At 67.9% G+C, this 17785-nt stretch carries 12 protein-coding genes and 6 pseudogenes; 8 read left to right on the forward strand and 10 right to left on the reverse strand.

Annotated features, from left to right (window positions below; genetic code table 11):
- Positions 1-237: 237 nt before the first annotated feature.
- A pseudogene (locus RBJ77_RS12900) lies at positions 238-1115 on the forward strand (IS5 family transposase).
- Between the two features lie 3155 nt (positions 1116-4270).
- Here RBJ77_RS12900 and RBJ77_RS12905 read toward each other — a convergent pair.
- The 3 genes and pseudogenes from RBJ77_RS12905 to RBJ77_RS12915 form a co-directional block, all read right to left on the reverse strand.
- On the reverse strand, positions 4271-4432 hold the full coding sequence (locus RBJ77_RS12905; protein WP_372345128.1) for a hypothetical protein: 162 nt from the start codon (positions 4430-4432) through the stop codon (positions 4271-4273).
- A gap of 658 nt (positions 4433-5090) precedes the next feature.
- Positions 5091-5327 carry a patatin-like phospholipase family protein gene (locus RBJ77_RS12910; RefSeq protein ID WP_372345129.1) on the reverse strand — a complete coding sequence of 79 codons (237 nt, stop codon included), beginning with the start codon at positions 5325-5327 and terminating at the stop codon, positions 5091-5093.
- A 228-nt stretch (positions 5328-5555) separates the two neighbouring features.
- Positions 5556-6212 (reverse strand): annotated as a pseudogene (locus RBJ77_RS12915) (nitroreductase); the annotation flags it as partial.
- Positions 6213-6353: 141 nt separating this feature from the next.
- Between RBJ77_RS12915 and RBJ77_RS12920 the strand changes: the two are divergent.
- Both RBJ77_RS12920 and RBJ77_RS12925 read left to right on the forward strand, forming a co-directional pair.
- A pseudogene (locus RBJ77_RS12920) lies at positions 6354-7044 on the forward strand (FMN-dependent NADH-azoreductase).
- A gap of 1160 nt (positions 7045-8204) precedes the next feature.
- Complete coding sequence (locus tag RBJ77_RS12925; protein ID WP_372345130.1) at positions 8205-8669, forward strand: sigma factor-like helix-turn-helix DNA-binding protein; 465 nt, start codon at positions 8205-8207, stop codon at positions 8667-8669.
- 189 nt (positions 8670-8858) lie between these two features.
- On the opposite strand, the pseudogene RBJ77_RS12930 reads toward RBJ77_RS12925, so the two are convergent.
- Both RBJ77_RS12930 and RBJ77_RS12935 read right to left on the reverse strand, forming a co-directional pair.
- A pseudogene (locus RBJ77_RS12930) lies at positions 8859-9614 on the reverse strand (SDR family oxidoreductase).
- 430 nt (positions 9615-10044) lie between these two features.
- On the reverse strand, positions 10045-10542 hold the full coding sequence (locus tag RBJ77_RS12935) for an MBL fold metallo-hydrolase (RefSeq protein WP_372345131.1): 498 nt from the start codon (positions 10540-10542) through the stop codon (positions 10045-10047).
- An 845-nt stretch (positions 10543-11387) separates the two neighbouring features.
- Here RBJ77_RS12935 and RBJ77_RS12940 point away from each other — a divergent pair.
- Both RBJ77_RS12940 and RBJ77_RS12945 read left to right on the forward strand, forming a co-directional pair.
- Positions 11388-11969 (forward strand): annotated as a pseudogene (locus RBJ77_RS12940) (alpha/beta hydrolase); the annotation flags it as partial.
- 225 nt (positions 11970-12194) lie between these two features.
- The gene (locus RBJ77_RS12945; protein WP_372345138.1) at positions 12195-12794 is read left to right on the forward strand and encodes an RNA polymerase sigma factor; all 600 of its coding nucleotides are present in this window, start codon (positions 12195-12197) and stop codon (positions 12792-12794) included.
- A 436-nt stretch (positions 12795-13230) separates the two neighbouring features.
- On the opposite strand, the gene RBJ77_RS12950 is transcribed toward RBJ77_RS12945, so the two are convergent.
- Together RBJ77_RS12950 and RBJ77_RS12955 are read right to left on the reverse strand one after the other, a co-directional pair.
- Positions 13231-13392 carry an ester cyclase gene (locus RBJ77_RS12950; protein WP_372345132.1) on the reverse strand — a complete coding sequence of 54 codons (162 nt, stop codon included), beginning with the start codon at positions 13390-13392 and terminating at the stop codon, positions 13231-13233.
- 292 nt (positions 13393-13684) lie between these two features.
- Entirely contained in the window at positions 13685-13855 is a 171-nt protein-coding gene (locus tag RBJ77_RS12955; RefSeq protein ID WP_372345139.1) for an ester cyclase, read from the reverse strand.
- A gap of 699 nt (positions 13856-14554) precedes the next feature.
- Here RBJ77_RS12955 and RBJ77_RS12960 point away from each other — a divergent pair.
- Both RBJ77_RS12960 and RBJ77_RS12965 read left to right on the forward strand, forming a co-directional pair.
- Positions 14555-14890 (forward strand): MarR family transcriptional regulator, encoded by a 336-nt coding sequence (locus RBJ77_RS12960; protein WP_372345133.1) that lies wholly within the window; start codon positions 14555-14557, stop codon positions 14888-14890.
- Between the two features lie 95 nt (positions 14891-14985).
- Positions 14986-15234: a low temperature requirement protein A gene (locus RBJ77_RS12965; RefSeq protein WP_372345134.1), complete on the forward strand. Its 249-nt coding sequence runs from the start codon at positions 14986-14988 to the stop codon at positions 15232-15234.
- Between the two features lie 457 nt (positions 15235-15691).
- On the opposite strand, the gene RBJ77_RS12970 is transcribed toward RBJ77_RS12965, so the two are convergent.
- From RBJ77_RS12970 to RBJ77_RS12980, 3 genes and pseudogenes are all read right to left on the reverse strand, one after another.
- Positions 15692-16141, reverse strand: coding sequence for a cupin domain-containing protein (locus RBJ77_RS12970; protein WP_372345135.1), 450 nt, complete (start codon positions 16139-16141; stop codon positions 15692-15694).
- 273 nt (positions 16142-16414) lie between these two features.
- Positions 16415-16483: a hypothetical protein gene (locus tag RBJ77_RS12975; RefSeq protein WP_372345140.1), complete on the reverse strand. Its 69-nt coding sequence runs from the start codon at positions 16481-16483 to the stop codon at positions 16415-16417.
- A 101-nt stretch (positions 16484-16584) separates the two neighbouring features.
- A pseudogene (locus tag RBJ77_RS12980) lies at positions 16585-16722 on the reverse strand (hypothetical protein); the annotation flags it as partial.
- A gap of 125 nt (positions 16723-16847) precedes the next feature.
- On the opposite strand from RBJ77_RS12980, the gene RBJ77_RS12985 reads away from it, so the two are divergent.
- Positions 16848-17075 carry a LysR family transcriptional regulator gene (locus tag RBJ77_RS12985; RefSeq protein ID WP_372345136.1) on the forward strand — a complete coding sequence of 76 codons (228 nt, stop codon included), beginning with the start codon at positions 16848-16850 and terminating at the stop codon, positions 17073-17075.
- The last annotated feature ends 710 nt before the right edge of the window (positions 17076-17785 follow it).

Consider the following 17785-nt stretch of genomic DNA (forward strand, 5'->3'; position numbering starts at 1 on the left):
ACGAAGGTCTTGGGGACCGCGATCTGCGCGGCGTGCTGTGGGGCCGGGTCTCGCAGGAATTAAGCGTCGACCGCCGCGCCCTGAGGGGGACACCGCGGTGGCGGCTGGTCCATCCCGCCCGGCAGCGGGAGACCATGCTCTACCTCCAGTGCCGAGGTGTGCGTGACGCGGGTGCGCGACGTGCGCCGCCAGAGCGTGTGTTTGAGATGTTGATCAAGGTCGTGAAACGATCTTGGGATGGCTCGTGGAGATCTGACGGACGACCAATGGCTGCGCCTGGAAGCGGTGTTGCCACCGCTGCCGACGATGGGGCGCAAGCCGCGGGACCGGCGGCAGGTCTTCGACGGGATCTGGTGGCGGGCCCGACAGGCTCACCGTGGCGGGACATACCCGAGCGGTACGGACCATGGGAGACGTCGTACTCGGCGTTCCGGCGCTGGCAGATCGACGGGACCTGGGCCCGCGTCCTGGAGAAGTTGCAGGTCAAGGCCGATGCTGCTGGACACGTCGAGTGGGAGGTGTCGGTGGACTCGACGGTCTGCCGGGCCCATCAGCACGCCGCTGGAGCCCGCAAAAGGGGGCTGACCGTGAGGGCCGGCCGGACGACGGCGGCCTGGCGGACGAACCGGCGGACCACGGGCTCGGCCGTTCGCGTGGTGGCCTGAGTACCAAGCTCCCATCTGGCCGCCGACGCCGCCGGGCACGTCCTCGCCATCGTGGTGACCGGCGGCCAACGCGGCGACGCGCCGCAGTTCATCGAGGTCATGGACCGCATCCGGGTCCCCCGGCCGGGCGGCGGGCGGCCTCGTGTCCGGCCTGATCACGTGCTCGCCGACCGCGCGTACTCCTCCCGTGAGATCCGCGCTTACCTGCGCAGACGCAACATCGCGCACACCATCCCGGAGAAGCGCGATCAGGCCGGACACCGGCGGAGCCGGGGATCGGCCGGTGGCCGACCACCCGGCTTCGACCGAGAGAAGTACAAGGCCAGGCACAAGGTCGAGTGCCGGATCGGCTTGTTGAAGCAGGCCCGCGGCGTCGCGACGCGCTACGACAAGCTCGCCGTCCGCTACGAAGCGACCGTCCAACTCGCCTTGATACGGCAGTCTCTGTGACCTCATTTCAAACACGCCCTAGGATTGCGGTGCACGTTCGCTGACCCGATCTTCTCAAGCGCCTCCGGCAGTAAAGAGGCTGCAGCCATGAGACGAAGGCGTCGTGAGTCCGGGCGTTTCCGATCGACGGCGTGGCAGTTCCACTGATGAAGCAGAGGGCGAAGGTCTGCTCGGCGGCGTAGTCAGGCTTGCCCGCTCTTGAGCCTGGCTCTTGCCGGGCCCATTACCCCACGAGGCCAGACGAGCCGTGGAGGCAGTCTGCGGATCATGCTGGTCGACGACGAAGTCAGTCAGTTGCTCCAGGCCGCGGCGCCCTGCGTATCCGCGGTCACCTGCGTACCGTCGGCCGAAGGCGACGCATCGATGACATCTGGGAGCCTTGGTGATGTCAGCAGGCTTTCCAGGAGGTGGTGGTCTCTCACCACTCGCTTTCCTCGAGGCGTCGTCGCCCTTCTCCTTCCGTCGCCTTCAGCTCGATTCCCTGGCCGTCTTCTGAGTACCGCCTCATCTCGTAGCCCCTTCAGTCCGGCAGCTCTAATACTTCTGCTGCCTCCTTTACCAGTTCGTGGGGCGCGCCGACACCGGTCCCCAGCCCTCTGGTCACTGACAGCTGTCTCTGCCGTTAAAGCTTCACCTCCTGTGGCTTCTGTGACAGTGCCGTGCCCTCAATTCTTCTGCGTTCGGCGTCATGGCCGCGGTTCGTCAGTTACCGGAGCTCGTTGTAGTAGGTGCGGATGAGCGCGATCACGGTGTTGGTCGTGGTCGAGGTAGCTGCGACTGGTTGGGCAGAAGGCCTTCCGGGCTGATGTAGCTGTTCGGCCCGAGGTGGTGGCTGGGTCAAGGCGATGCACGGTGATCTTTCCCGGTTCGGCGGGCGCGGTTCCACGCACTCATGGAGCAGGCGCAGCGCGGAATATCCACGTTCCGACGCGTTCGATCCGCGGTCGCCGGCACGAAGAGTTGGTGCACGTGCTCAGCGTGGGTGACATCATTGGACCCGTTGTGGAACCCGCCCAGCGTGATCACCACGACAGGGGCGCAACTGTGTGCACACATCATCGACCGCGCCTGTGGCGACCTGTGCGCCGCCACTGTAAGAGAGCAAATACCACGGGAACACTGCTGCCGGGACCGGCATCCGGCGAGCTCGAGCTGCGTGGCGATCTGAGTGCCGACGGGCCCGGTTGTACAGCGGACGGTATCGGTGGTCCGCGGCGACGAAGACCGGAAGATAAAGCCAGTAGAGAGTAGCAACGATCCGCCAAAGCCGCAGTTAATGCCCGCCACCGGCCGGCTCGCCAGGGTCGCGAGGCAGTGAGAGGGCTGCACCTGGCCCAGGCACAGTTCCGGTGCTCCTTCTCGAGCACTGCCGGACCAACTGGCCGCCGTCCCTGGTGTCGTGACACAGACGCTTCCTGATGCCGTCCAGGATAGTAGGCGTCCGGCGGACGGTCAGATCCGCGCCGCGCGCATAGGGATCCGAAGTTGTGTGAGGGGGCGCGCAGGCCGGTCCCAGGCAGACCAGCACCGCACAGACGCAGCCTGGCGCAGCATCCAGGTTTGAGTGCCTGAGACAGAACCGGTCGCGAGAGACGGCCGGGGAGCGCTGATCCTCACTGAACAGACGCCACGGCCCCATTTAAGATATTCAGCCCATCGGTGACGGCCACACGTAACCGGTAGCGCCCAATCAACGCGAGTTCGCTTCCATGCCAGTGAACAGCGAGAGCGGCACCGACGCCCACGAAGATGCAGTGGAAGTGGAGGGAGCGCCGAGCACTGGGAAACGCGAGGGACCGCGGTGAGCGGCAGCGGGCAACCAGGCCTGCCGTCCACCCAGGCCCTCGCCCGGTGGCGAGGACATGACCAACTCGGTCGATCGCTCCACGCGGCCAGCGGCCAGAACGCGAGCACGGCTGCCTCGACGAGATCGCTGCGGCCGGCGAGCAGCCCTGGGCGACGAGTTTCGCGGCAGGCCGGGCCTGCGCGCCAGCAGCGGCGGATGCGTCCGACCGCCTCGGACAGCCCGGCGCACAGCAGCAGAATCACGACGACAGACGACATCACTCAGCCTCCCTGTGGCGGGATCGACCGAGCCGACTGATGAACCTTGTCGGCGACGCGCGTGTACCGCTCCAGTTCGTCGACGGCCCTGCCGGTGTCCGCCCGCCTTGTGCTGGGCGGTCTTCAGGCTCGTCGCTGCGGCTGCGAAGCCCGGTTCGTGGAGCAGGCGTCGGCAAGAACACGAACGGTGTTCCTGCGATGTCCTGGGTACGCATCGACAGGCCGGCACCGAGTTCGACGACGCGACGAGCCACCATCGCTGGTCCGCGCCCTGCGGGATCAGCAGCAGCGGACTCCGGCGTACATGGCTCAAGCGACGCTGTTCATTCCGCCGTGGGTGACGAACAGCGCCGCGCGGTCCAGCATCTTCCGGCTGCGCACGAAGCGGCGGGCGAGCACGTTCCTGCAGTGGCCCGAGCGCGCTCGGATCGGTGGGGCCCGTCGACACGACCACCGCGCGGGAGGTAGTGAGCGCGGTGGCGAAACCGGCGCAGAGCCGCGGGCCACCGTTGAACACCGCTCCCAACGACGCGACAACACCAGTCCTGGAGCCGGTCGAGAGGGAACGACGGATCGGTGGACGGGCGCCGACACTGCCGAGTGGAATCTGCACGACTGGTCGAACTCCTCGACCGCGGGCTGGAACCCGGGGACGTGTGCACGATGTTCAGCGCTTGGGCGGATGTCCCGCCAGGTCGAGCAGGGAAGCCCTGAGGTGTCGTAGCGTCGGTGCAACTCCCGGGACGGGACCGCAGATAGCCCCGGGCGCTGCGGGGCCGGGCCCTTGCGTCGGCCAGCAGTTGCCAGGAGCCCCGAGTGGGGCTCGGGACATGACTGTTGAAGGCGAACGTGGTGAACGAAGAGGCCGCCGGAATGCCGAGTTCACGAGCGGCGATCGCCCCCAAGGGACAGGCGCTGTCGTGCACGATCAGGTCGGGACGTTCGCGGCGGAGTTCGGGAGCAGGTCGGGCAGTCGGCGCAGATCGCGAGTGTCGCCAGCGCCTCCATCCAGGTGAGCGGCGTCGGCTCGGCGGGGGAAAGGCTGGTCAACGGGGTCGGGGAGCACCGTCGCGCCGTTGGCCCCGATCTCCTCACGGAAGGCGGGCGACGTGTGGTACACGACGGTGACCGCGCTGAACGAGTTCGGCCACGACCGGCAGCGTCGGATTGATGTGTCCGTGCATGCCGATGTTCAGGAACGCGATGGTGCCTACTGTTCTGCCTCCGATGCCGAAGAAGTCGATGAGCCGCACGAGCCGGCGGAGAAGCCGCGGAGGGGCCCTCGACGCGGTAGAGTCCCGGCCCGTCGATGCGTAGTTCGTCGAGGAAGCGTCTGCCGTGCGGCTCCGCGGTGCCGATCAGCCGCTGAGTGCGGCCGAAGTCCCACGGTGCGGGCCAGGGTGTCGATCCCGGTGGGCAGCACGACGGTCGGTAAGCGTGAGGGACACCTCGCGCAGGTCACGCTCGATCTGGTGGTGCAGGAGCAGCAGCCCGGCACGGGCGGCGATGGCACTCGCGGCGCGGCGGAGCGGATCGGACGGACGCAGGGCGGAGCTCTCCGGCACCGCCACCACCACGACACTGGCGGCCCTGGCCTGCAGCGCGGCAGCACCGGAACGTGGCGACCACTCCACCGTCGACAAGCGTCCGGGCCGTCCCGCCTCCACCGGGGGGCAGCATTCCAGGGATCGCCGCGCTGGCGAGGAGCGCGGATTCCAGGTCTCCACGGTCGAGCAGCACGGGAACGCCGGTGGCGAGATCCATCGCCACCGCAGTGAAGGGGACCGCCAACTGCTATCCGCGAGGGCAGTCCGGCCCTGAGCGATCAACCGCCGTAAGCCGCGGTCGGTGAAGGCACTGGTCCTCGAAGACGGATAGCCGAGCGGATACACTCACGGCGACGCAGCCGGGTCACACATGGTCCAGCCATGGTGCCGCCTCCTCTGGATGAGCGGCCGCGATGGCCCCGTTCAGTGCTCCGACCGAGGTTCCGATGATCATGTCCGGGACGAATCCGCGGCGCTCCAGCGCGTAACCGATGCCTACTTGGGCCGCGCCGGGCACGCCACCGGCGCCGACCACGACGGCCACAGGACGGGAAAGGGCGCTCAGGCCCACCGGCTCCGGATCCTGTGCGCCACGTTTCATGAGAGGTCCCCCGAGCCCGAGCTCCGGTCGAGTCCTGTTGCGCGCTGTGAAGCGGTGGGTTGAGCGTCTTGCTCTCAACAACGGGCTCGGCCATCACTGAGCTCCTCGCGTCGACAGAGTGCATCTGTGGTCCCACTCCAATGACAGGCGAACCGCACAGGTGTGACACACGCTGTGGACCGGTGTGGGACGGCACCGCCCGTCTGCGTCAGAGGGGCGTCGACGAAGAGTGACCGTCTCTGTTGAGAGGGCCCGGTCCGTGCGAGTGGCCGCCTCCGTGATGTCCTCGAATCCGATCGACATGCCGCAGAAGAGAACGAGAGTTCGCCCGGGGGCTCAAGGATCTCCGAGACAGTTTTGTGGTACTTCGCCCAGGCCATCTGCGGACAGCTGTGCAGTCCCTCGGCGCGCAGCAGCAGCATGACCGTCTGCAGGTACATCCCGCGACGTCCGACCATTGGGCCGGGCCCATGTCGCGATCGATGTAGCAGAACAGCGCGGCGGAGCGCGCGCGAGCACTGCCAGTTCGCCGAGGCCGCCCTCTGTCGAGCCTCGACGTCCTCGCGCGCAATGCCCAGTCACTCCGTAGCGCTGCTCGCCGAAGGCCGATCGGCGCTCGCGGTAGAGCGACTTCAGAGCAGCGGGGTACTGCTGGTACTCCGGCTCGTCCCAGGGCTCGCCCGACGCCAGTCGCTCGCCGGCTCGCCGCTTGAGCTCGGCCAGGGGGCCGTCGGTGACGACGTAGACCCGCCACGGCTGGATGTTCGATGCGGATGGCGCCCAGGCCGCACTGGACACCACGCGCCCAACGCGGCCCTCGACACCGGCTGGTCAGCTGAATCGACGTACCGCATGCCGGCTCCGCACTGCCTCATGGACTTCCACGGTCGACTCCCTCTTCCTCGTCGCTCGATCGCCAACGTTCGTATCGAACGAGATGGTATCGTTCGATACTATCACGCTCGAGTCGAGCGCTCGGTGGGCGCGAGTCCCCGCCGTCGGACACCACCTCATGGGAGAAAAGTCATGGTCACGCTGTTGCACATCGATTCATCCGTGCTGCCGGGCGCGGCATCCTCGTCCCGTTCAGTCGGGGCGGCCTTCGTCAAGGCATGGGAGGAGCAGCACCCGCAGGGCACGGTGATCCACCGCGATCTGGCGACCGACCCCGTCCCGCACATGACGGCCGCCGCCTGGACCGCTGGGTACACCGCGCCGTCGGACCGCACACCGGAGCAGTCCGCGGCATTCGCCGCACGTCTGGAACTCATCGAGGAACTCGAGCAGGCGGACGCGGTCCTGATCGGCGCCCCGATGCACAACTTCTCGATCCCGTCGACGCTCAAGGCATGGCTCGACAGCGTGCTCCCTGCTCGGCCGGACCGCAGGCGAGAGGCCCTCCGCCCGGGACGTCCCGGCCGTCGCCATCGCCACCCGCGGCGGCTCGTACAGGCCGGGGACGCCTCGTGAGGAGCTTTGATTTCGTACAGAACTACCTGGGGGGCAGTCCTCCGGGACACTCTCGGTCTGGATCTGGACTTCATCGTTCCTGAGCTCACCATGGCCCGACGGAATCCGGCCATGAGCGAACTGATCCCCCTCTACGAGACCTCCCGCGAACGCGCTTTCGCGAAGCGGCTTCGAAGGCAAGGAGCTCGCGAAGCGAGTGGGGGCGCACGCGCCAGCGCCTACCCGGCAGTGTCGGCTGGATAGGTGAACCGGGTCAGCAGGCCCGTCAGCTGCTCGGCCTCACCCGGCGCCAGTCCGGCGACCAGGTGCTCGACCAACGGTTCCGCCGCCACATGGGCAGCGTCGTACAGCCTCGAGGCCCTCGGGGGTGATCTCCACCGCGCGGGCACGCCGGTCCCCCCGGGACGGCCTTGCGCTGGGCAAGCCCCCTTGCGCTCCAGGTCGTCCACGACCCGCATGATGCCGGCCTTGTCCGGAACCCGTCGCCGCCACCAGGTCCCGCTGCACCGTGGGCCCGCGATCCACGAGCACGATGAGGACGGCGAAGTGCCGCAGCTCGATGCCGAGCGGCCGCAGGGCCTCTTCCATCACCGCGGCCGCCCGCCAGTGAGCTCGCCGGGAGCAGCAGGCCCAGAGCAAAGGGGGACGCATCCCGGGGCGGTCGGTCACACGGCGGGGAACCTTATCGGCGGCACTTCGGCTGTCATGCAGTCACCTTAACGCAATTGGCTCGTTCGATGGTCTCGCATGAAACGGATGTACTGTCGACGCAGCCCCACAGAGCGCCATCGTGGCGAAGTCGCCTTCGCCACGATGACGCCCCCTCGCGCCCCACATCAAGCAGACGCCCACAGCCACGACTTGATTCACCGTCACATGTCACACCGGCCCCGTCTGTTCGGTCTACGTAGCAATGGACAACAAGCAGGAGGCAGTCATGCGACAGACTCTGATCACCGGTCGAGGCACGTCCCGGTGTCACCCAAGGTGCGCACGCGGAAACCATCGGTTCGCCCTTCCTCGATGCGGCAGCTCAGCCAAGCAACGGAGGCCAATGGATCATGAGTGCCGAACCGTTCTCCCCCACGCCCGACGACCTCGAGGATGTTGTCGCCGTCTTCATACAGCTACCGCCAACGGCTCTTCGGGATCGCCTACCGCGTACTCGGCAGCACCGTTGAGGCCGAAAACGTCGTCCAGAGGCCCGGCTGCGCTGGCAGAAGACCGACCGATCGCTGGTGATGTGTCCCGCCGCCTTCCTGTCCAGCGCCACGACCCGCCTGGCCATCAACGTCGCGCAGTCGGCGCGCGTACGCCGTGAGACATACATAGGACCGTGGCTCCCGGAACCTGTCGACACCAGCGTGGATCCCGCCCTGGGGGCGGAGCACGCGGGAGACAGTGGGGATGGCGCTGCTCCTGGTACTGGAGAAACTGACTCCCGTCGAGCGCGCCGCCTACGTACTGCGCGAGGCGTTCGACTACGCCTACGCCGAGATCGCGGACATTCTCGACGTCAGCCTCGTCAACGTACGGAAGATCGTCAGCCGTGCACGCCGTCACCTGCTGGACGACCGGCGGGAGGCCGTGGACGCGGCCGAGCACCGTCGCCTCTCGGCGCATTCGTCTCAGCGGCCAGGACGGGGAGACGTGGTCTCGCTGGAAGCCCTGTTCGCACCCGACGTCGTCAGCCTCTCTCCGACGGCAACGCGCATGCGGGGCTGTGCCCGCGTGCCTGTACTCGGCCGTGCCCGGGTGGCCAGGCTCTCGGCCTATCGGCAGCTCTGGCGGGACGCCGTGCCCGAGCTGGTCGACGCCAACGGCACTACAGGCGTACTGATCCACCGCGATGGCCGGCCCTCGCTTTCGTGACCGGAGCCGCCTCCAAGCGCGGCATTCACCAGGTGCTGTGGATCTTCACCCGAGCAAGATCGCCGCCTTCCTCGATTCACGACCCAATTCGAGGAGCGCGAGCCACCCTCCCGCTGGAGATCAATGAACCCGCCCCGTCGCCACAGGGCAGAGGTGGCCCTCACCTTTCGGTGAGGACCACCTCGAGGACTACTTCTGCTGTGCGAGCCAGTCGGCGAACTTCGTCTCGCCCAGATCGGCGTCCGGACCGGGAAGCGAGCGTTCCCTCCTGCAGCAGGGGCGCCCCAGTGCGCGTCGCCTGCGGGTCCGTGACGATCTTGCGTGGGTCGTTCAGGAGCGGCCAGTCCCATACGGATGAACTCTTCCAGCTCGAACACCTCGGGCCGCCGATCTCCACCACACCGTTCGCCGGTTCACCGACCGCCCTGCGCCCGACGGCCGCAGCCACGTCGCCGGAGACCATGGGCCGGATCTTGGCATCGGGCAGGTGCACGGTGTCACCCTCGGTGACCCCGTCGGCGAGTCCTTTCGCGAACTCGAAGAACTGGGTGGCGTGGATGATGGAGTACGGGATGCCGGAAGTCCTGATCAGGGTCTTCCTGGACCTGCTTGGCGCGGAAATACCCGCTCCCCTGGAGCCGGTCGGTACCGACCACGGACAGCGCCACATGGTGCGCCACGCCGGCCTCGGCCTCCGCCTCGAGCAGATGGGTGGTGGACGTGCGGAAGAACTCCAGGACTGCCTCGTCCTCGAACGAGGGCGAGTTCGGTACACGTCCACCACGACCCGGGCGCCCTGCAGCACCTCGGCCAGCCCCTCGCCCGTCAACGTGTTGACGCCCGCAGCTGGGCGCCGCCGCCACTGCTTTCTGCCCGTGCTCGCCGAGCCCGGCTGACCACCTTCGAGCCGATGAGCCCGGTTCCACCAATGACTACGACCTTCATGACGGACTTCCTTTCGGCTTCCCTGATGCCTCTATCAGTAGAGACCGGGGACGGGCTCTGCTTGTGACACCGCCGGCTCCTGCTCCAAGCGGTCAGTAGTCCCACACGGCCGGCACGAAAGCGGAAAGCTTCGCCGGCCGCCGCCACGTGACACGGACGGGAACGGCAGGTGCGTCGCCAGCAGCTGCTCGCCACTCGCCGCCATCTCTGTCAGGAGCCGGACCCGGACGCGGGCTGCCTCCTCGGGGTCGTGTTCGAAGCCGTTGAACCAGCCGGGGGTTGTCGAACCCAGCACTGGAACACCGCATCTCCGGCGAACGTCAGCCGGTCGCCGCCGGACTCCAGGCGGACGATGCTGTGTCCCGAGTGTGACCGCCCGTGCGAACGATCGTCACACCCGGCGCCACCTCGCGCTCGGTCTCGAACGGCTTCAACTGGCCGCGATACACCTCCAGGAACTTCGAGGCGGTCTGCCGAAGGACCTCGGGCACCGGCTCCGGCATGGCAGTGCGGGAGAAGTCGGGCGCTTCCCAGAACTCGGCCTCGGCGGAGGCCAGGTGGACCCGCAGGTCCCTGCGCAGCCGACCCCTGAGCCCTCGACGAGCAGCCCACCGATGTGGTCCATGTGCAGGTGGGTGAGCACCACGTCGGTCACGGATGCGGGGTCGATCCCGGCCGCGTCCAGGCGCATGGCCAATTGCCCGAGCCGCGGAAAGCCCGGGAACTCCGTCCCCAGCCCGGAGTCGATGAGGATGGTCCGGCCGCCGCTGCGCACCACGGCGACATTCAGCGGATAGACGAGCAACTCCGGCAGGAAGTTGTCACTGAGCCAGGCGGACAGGTCGGCCTTGGCCGCGTTGGTGGCTAATGTTCCGGCGTCGATCTGCATCGTGCCGTCGCTGATCACCGTCACATCGATGTCGCCCACCTTCAGCGCGTAGCGAGGACGGAACCAGTTCGTCGTGCGCCGGTGCGTCGGGGTGTGTGAACGTCATGGTGTTCTCCTCCTGAAGAGCGTCAGCCGAGGACACCGACGGCGCCATGAGATACGCCGCCCGGTCATCCCTGTGACCGGACAGCAGCCGGTTCTGTGACAGCCGCACTGCAGATTCCGCCGGCCGGCAAGGCGGCGAAGAACGCCGTCGGTGGCCGGTAGGGGGCGGTCACATGCGATCCGACAGGGCAAGCCGCACCGTCCGGGCGGACATGGACGCGGATCCGGACGACGCACAAAGAGGCGCAATTCCCCGGCTCGGCCGCGATGCCGTCGGCCACTATGGCGCCATGACGACTTACGACGGACCCGCTACTGCCATCGCCAGTGGCATCGAGTACCCGGTCACCGCCTCCCCTTGCCATCGCGAGCAGGGGAAACGGCAAGACGTGGCACGGCACGCTGACCGCCGAGGACGAACGAGGCCGCCTGGGAGATCTTCGACGATGAAGACACTCAGCTGAGGATCGGGGACCGTCTCCCCGAGGACTTCAGGAGCGCATCATTCGACGCGCACACCGCCGAAGTCGTCATCCAGGGGCGTGGATCCGCGCCCTTCGGATACTGACGCACGGCACGATCGAGCTTCTCTGCCCGGTTCACGTCGCTTGCAGTTTCCCTCCTCGGAACTTTGGCCTCACTCGACTCAACCGCACACCCTTCAGTGTGACCCACATCACACACGGAGGATTGAACTCCGCACCACCGTCTGCATCTTGCTTCTGTCCGGTTCTCCAGCGGCAGCGCAGAGTCGACTGCCGCTACACGAGAGGGAGTTGGTGCACTGTGAACAATCCAGTGAAAGCCCGCAACGTCGTCCTGGTGCACGGCGGATTCGTCGACGGATCCGGCTGGAAAGGGGTCTACGACCTGCTGCACGCCGACGGCTACCAGGTACGGATCGTGCAGAATCCACGCTCTCCCTGGAGGGAGACGTCGCCGCGACCCACCTGGCCCTCGACGCGCAGGACGGGCCGACCGTCCTGGTCGGGCACTCCTACGGCGGGGCCGTCATCACCGAGGCCGGCAACCACGACAACGTGTCCGCCCTCGTGTACGTGACTGCGTTCGTGCCCGACAAGGGCGAGTCCGTAAACACCCTCATCGCCGACCCGCCGCCCGGCGCCCCCGTCCCACCGATCCTGCCGCCCCAAGGCGGCTTCCTCCACCTCGACCGTGCCGTTCGCGGCCTCCTTCGCCGCGGACCTGCCACCCGGAGAAGCGCAATTCCTGGCCGACTCTCAAGTCCCCTGGGGGCATCGAGGCACTTGAGGGCGCGATCACCAGCCCCCGCCTGGTACGGCAAACCGAGCTACTACCTGATCGCCAGCGAGGACCGCATGATCCCCGCCCCCGCGCAGCGCGCCATGGCCGATCGAGCCGGCGCGGACATCACCGAGACCGGTGGCAGCCACTCCGTCTCACGTCTCTCGTCCCGCCGAGGTCGCCGCACTGATCAAACGCGCCGCGGGCTGAGGAATTGCCCTACCGGGCCTACGCTGCACACCCTGACCGGCCGGAAGCGGGGACGTCGCGGTCCACCTTCCGGCCGGAACCCGTCACTTGGCCCCTCGAAAGAGGTGGTCATGGAACCCGTCGAGCCACTCACCGATGCGCACCTCACCCGCCGCGCCCAGGCGGGAGAGACGGGCGCCCTCGGTCTGCTCCTCGCCCGGCACCAGGCCCGCATGCACGCGGTGGCCCTGAACCTGCTGGGGCACGGCCCGGACGCCGAGGACGTCGTCCAGGACGCCGCCCTGACCGCCCTGCGCCGCATCGGGGACGTTCGCGACCCGGACGCCGTGGGCGCCTGGCTGCGCGCCATCGTCCGCAACAACGCCCGAATGCGGTTGCGCTCCGCACGAGAGGTCCCTGGCCTCGACGGACTCGACCACCTCCGCCCACACCTGCCCGACGACCACGAACAGGTCATCGAGCAGCACGCCCTTCGCGACTGGATCTGGGACGCGATCGGTGAACTGACCCCCAAGCTGCGCCTGGTGGTGATGTTGCACTACTTCACCGCCACCACTTCGTACGAAGACATCGCAGCTGCCTGCGACATCCCGGTCGGCACGGTGCGCAGCCGCCTCAACCAGGCCCGCTCCCCAACTGGCCCGCCTGCTCCTCGCAACCGCGGACCAGGCCCACGACGACGCGGCCCGGCGCACCAAAGCCAGCCATGAGGAAGGTCTCGCCACCCTGACCGGTTGGGAATCAGGCACACTCCCCCGCGAGATCAGCGAACTGTGGCCCGCTCACAGCCAGATGACCGGCCGGCTCACCCGCCCCGGCGAACACCGCCACTCCCATCCCGGTCATGCGCCACTTCCTGGAGGACGGCGTACGCCAGCGCCTGCACCACGTCACCGCCGGACGGGACGTCGACATCTGGGAGATGACCGTCACCACCACACACGGCAGCCGGCACCACTGCCCGCCGACCCTCTCCTGGCTCATGCTCCGCCGGGACGGGCGCGTCCAACAGCTCCGGGTCGTCTACCCGAAGGCGTTCCTGATCGGAAACCGGTTTGAGGCCCGTACTCTGCCACGGCGCCAAAGGAGTTCCGCACGGGAAGACGACTACGAACGGGCTGGGGCAGAGCGGCCGGCCACCTCGCGCTACGCCTTCGCCAAGTCCTGGAGGAAGGCCGTGAAGTCCGCATCGGACCAGTGGTCGACGATCATCCCGTCCGCGACGCGGTCCACGGTGGTCGCTGTGAACGCGGCGTAGCGTCCGGTCGGCGGCAGGTCGAGGAAGCTGCCCGTATGGTGTCCGGCCAACCGCCAGCAGGGTGGCCACCTTGTCCGCCTCGGCGAGCTGGTCGAAGACGGTGATGGCCAGGTCGCCGAATGCCGCGATCAGCTTGCTGTCCATCTCCAGCCAGGACCTCCGGTCGAAGCCCGGCACATGCATCACCACATCGGGGTGAAGGTAACGTTCCCAGGACACTGGCAGATCCCGAAGGCGGTAGCTCTCGTAGAACTCCCGCACGATGCGCTTGTTCTGGTCACGTCCGACTCGGTGTTCATGTCGTGTCTCCCGTCGTGTCGTCGGGGTGACGTTGATCCGGCGTCAGGACTGGGCGCCGCGGAGGGTGTCCAGGAAGCGGCCGAAATTCCCCTCCGACCAATGCTCGACGGACTGCCCACCCACGATGCGGTCGATGGAGATGCCGCTGAGGTGGACCTCGCGGCCGGACGGCGGGATGCCCAGGACCGTGCCGGTGTGGACACCACCGAGGATCCAGCGGGTGACGACCTTGAGTGCCTTCGGCTATCTGGTCGAGGACGTCCAGCCGGTAGCCGGTGAAGGACGCTTTCAGCTCGAGGTCCCCGGCCACCCAGGCGGAGCGCTCATTGGGGCCGTCGAAACCGTGGAGCACGAGGTCCTTGGAGATGTACCGCTCGAATCCGGCGGCCAGATCGCCGTTGTAGCTGGCGTAGAAGGCCGCGGCGATCTGACGGGGCGAGCGGCCCGAGGGCATCTCGGTGACGGGTGCGTCCTGGCCGTCCGCCGAGGCGGCACCGGTCGCAGCGGCGAGGGCTGCGACCGCACCGAGACCGGTGAGAGTGCCGATCATCTTGCGGCGGGTCGAGGTGGCACCGAACGGGGTGGGCTGCGTTTCGGACATGGGAAACTCCTCGGGCTCGTGGGGGCTACGCCCCAGTTGGTCATCTCCTTGACGCGTCAAGCATTTACTTGACGCGACAAGTAGACATCGAACTCCTTTGACGCGTCAAGGAGCTATGGTGGAGGCATGTCCTCCGATCAGCAGCCCTGCAGCCCCTCACCCAGGACGAGGAAGCCTTCGTTCGCGAACTCAGCCGCGTCATGCTCGCTCTTCCGCGCGCAGTCGACGCCGACCTCGTCCGCGCAACCGCACTCCCTCTGTCCGAGTACACCCCTCATGCACTCTCCGAGGCCCCGGACAGGACGATGCGGATGAACGAACTCGCTGTCGCCTGCAGCATTTCCGTGAGCGGGATGACCCGTGCCGTGACCCGCCTGGAGCGACAGGGCTGGGTCAACCGCAGCAAGAGCACCCAGGACAAGCGCGGCTGGAACGCCACCCTCAGCGATGCAGGCATGGCTCGCCTCCAGGAGGCCTGGCCCTCCTTTCTCCGTGCAGTGTCCGGCACCACCTCACCGATCACTTCAGCGGCCAGGACCTGCCCGGTCTCACCACCCGCCTCCGGCTCGTCGCGACCGCACAGGAGGGGCCGGAGCAGGGCTCTCCATCACGGCAGCGGTGAGCATCCTCAGTTGGCCGCTGGTTGATCACCGTCGGCGCCACACCACCGCCGCCCAGGGCCTTTTCCTATGCGCGGCGGGCCGGTAGCGGTTCGATCAGGTCGATGATGGTGCAGTCCAGGATGTCTAACAAGGCCATCAAGGTACGGGAGGCTGAGCCGCTCCGGTCGCTCGGTCACGTGGAGCGGCACGCCCTGCTCCTGCTGGTGGTGCTGGGTGAATCGGTCGTGACATCAGGATCGGCGCCGAGAGCGCGGACAGCCGTGCGGTGGGACGCGCCGTTGGCACTGGGCGTGGCCCTGGGCATCGCCGTGGCATCGGGCCTGTGGTGGGTGTACTTTCGATGGCGACGAGAGCCGCGCCGACGATGAGTTCCGAGCGGGCCACCGAGCAACGCCGCCAGATGCTGGCCTACTACGCGTTCACCGGCGCGCACCTCGTCATGATCATCGGCGTGATCCTGGTCGCGGCCGGCATCACGGACGTCATCCATCCCCTTTCGACCAGCCGGCTCACCGCTGGTGGCTCGGCAGCGGCACCGCGGTCTTCCTCCTGGGCCATGCCGCCTATCGTCTCTGGGCAGCGGCCGGATCACCGACCGCGCTCTGGGAGCCGCGTGCGCGGTACCGCTGGCCGCCATGGCGTCGCGTGCGGGCGGCTGGCTCGGCATGGTCTCGATCGTTCTCGTTCCTTCGGCCATCGCCGCCGCCGACCACCGTACGGTGGCTCAGCATCGCGAAGGGTGATGGCGGCACGCCGTCCGTCCCTCGCCCAAGGATGATGCGGCCGCGCCGTCAGAGGTCACGGCGCCCGACCGCGCAGGTACCCTCAGCTGGGCAGCTGCGGAGATTCATCCGTCCTCGGGCAGGATCGTGACGTGATGCGCAAGGAGGCCGTCCACCACTGCCGCATACCGCGCTCGGGACCCCAGGCGGGCGAGGTACCTCCGGCCTCGGGGACATCTCCGTTCTCCACGAAGAACTTCTCGTGCCCTCCTGGTGTGAACAGGAAGAGCATCCGCGCGTCGGCGTCCCCGACGTTCTTGAACCGGTGGCGGGTCCCTCTGGGGATGAAGACGAAGTCCCCGGGACCTACATCTGAACTGGCATCGCCGTTGAGGAATTCGAGCTGCCCAGACAAGACGTAGAACGCCCGTCCTCGTTGCCGTGGCTGTGGGCAGGCCCGTTCCCGGGTGGTGCCGACGGCCTGGCAAACCCGAGGGAGCCGTTCGTCTCCTCCGCCGTGATCTTGATCGTGTACGTGTCGCCCGCGAGCCACCGCCGGGCGCCCTCGAGTGCCGCACGAACACGCCGCCGCGGGTGGTCCAACGCGGGTCGTCCTTGCTCGGCACGAGAAACGGGAAACTCATCTGATTGCTCCTCGGAGGCCGGTCATGTGTCATGCGTCTGGGCGTGAACAACGGTTGCAGGAACAGGGCTTGGACGTACCCGGGTTCACCACGGGGGAGGTCCCTGGCGTCCAGCCGGTGGCGAATCCGGGTTCATCAGGCTCACACGGCCGAGCGACGACAGTGGTCAGGTGCTCGGAGCGTCATTGGTGGGGTTCGAGCGCGGTGACCGTGACGGTCATCCACGAGCGCGGCGGCAGGGTTCCGAGCACCCGGTCGTGGAGTTCGTCCTTGTCGGCAGCGCGCCAGGGCTACCGACGCTGCGCAGCTCTCCGACCGGTCGCCACAGGCGCGCCAGGTGGCCTTCGGCGGCCAGTTCGCGGGCGCGCACCGCCTCGGCAGCGCGGCGGCGGTCGACTCTCTTCGGGCGTGGTGCCCCGGGAATGGTGGTGGTGATCCGACCAAGTACTCGTTCATGGTCCTCTGCCTTCCTCGACGGCGCCGGCGGCAACGCCCCAGGGCTTCTGTGGTGGCGCGCTGAGCCATGTCCTCATCGTGCGCCCGGCACCTGCCGTCGCCACGACCGGTGTCCTCCTGGTGATAGGCGGAGCCTCCCACCGGCCGTAGCATCAGCGCGTGGAGCTTCGCCAGCTGCGCTACTTCGTCGCGGTCGCCGAGGAGTTGAACTTCGGCCGGGCGGCAGCCCGGCTGCTGATCGCAGACCGTCGCTGTCCCAGCAGATCAAGGCGCTGGAACGGGATCTGGGAGTGGCGCTGTTCGAGCGCGACCGGCGTTGCGGCGCTGACCGCGGGCAGGCATCGCGCTGCTGCCGCACGTGCGGTCCCTGTTGGACCGGGCCGATGACCTCACGATCCGGGCGCGGACGGCTGTCGGGATCACAAACCGAAGGTGCCTCGGCTACGTCAACTGGCTGCCACCCGATCTCGCCGCCGCCCGTGCCGCGGGGGTGGCAAGAGTGCACGTGGACGCGTGGATCGCGCCGTCCCACACTCTGGCGTCAAGGGTCGCGGAGGGCAGCCTCGCGATCTCGCCGTGTGCCGGGTGCGCCGAAGACCTGGAACGGCTCGGCCTGGTGGCGCGCCTGGTCGGCGCCGACCGGCTCTTTTCGCCGTGTCCCCGGCGCCCGTTCGGGTCCGGTGAGCGCGGGACACTGTCGTCCTGCTGGACGACGACGCCCGCTTTCCTGGTCGTCGTGGAACGACTATGCGCAGGGAACCCTCCCAGGACAACGTGCGCTGGTGAGCGGATCTCGACGGCGGTGACGGGCCCCGCGTTCTTTCGACCACGCGCGCCGCTCCGGCCCGGCCGGTCGTGGTACCGCCAGGCGGGCCAGACCGTCGCCCTCCCGCCCGACATCTGGTCCGGCGCCCGGTGGCAGGGCCGCGGGGTGTACTGGACGTGTGTCGCTGGTGGCGCGACGGACGAGGAGCGTTCGGTGGTGCTCGCCGCGGCCGACGCACCGTGCGGCTGAAGCGGCGCACGAAAAACGCGAAAGCGTTTCACGATAAATGCGAAACGGTTAAACACCCAAACGAAACTGAACGAAGTATACC

It is taken from the genome of Streptomyces sp. KL116D (assembly GCF_030766975.1).
Lineage (GTDB): Bacteria > Actinomycetota > Actinomycetes > Streptomycetales > Streptomycetaceae > Streptomyces > Streptomyces longispororuber_A.

Coding starts and splice junctions, on each gene's coding strand:
- RBJ77_RS12910 (WP_372345129.1), bottom strand. CDS start 5,327: ATGAAACGTGGCGCACAGGATCCGGAGCCGGTGGGCCTGAGCGCCCTT.
- RBJ77_RS12925 (WP_372345130.1), top strand. CDS start 8,205: ATGGCGCTGCTCCTGGTACTGGAGAAACTGACTCCCGTCGAGCGCGCC.
- RBJ77_RS12945 (WP_372345138.1), top strand. CDS start 12,195: ATGGAACCCGTCGAGCCACTCACCGATGCGCACCTCACCCGCCGCGCC.
- RBJ77_RS12960 (WP_372345133.1), top strand. CDS start 14,555: ATGAACGAACTCGCTGTCGCCTGCAGCATTTCCGTGAGCGGGATGACC.
- RBJ77_RS12965 (WP_372345134.1), top strand. CDS start 14,986: ATGTCTAACAAGGCCATCAAGGTACGGGAGGCTGAGCCGCTCCGGTCG.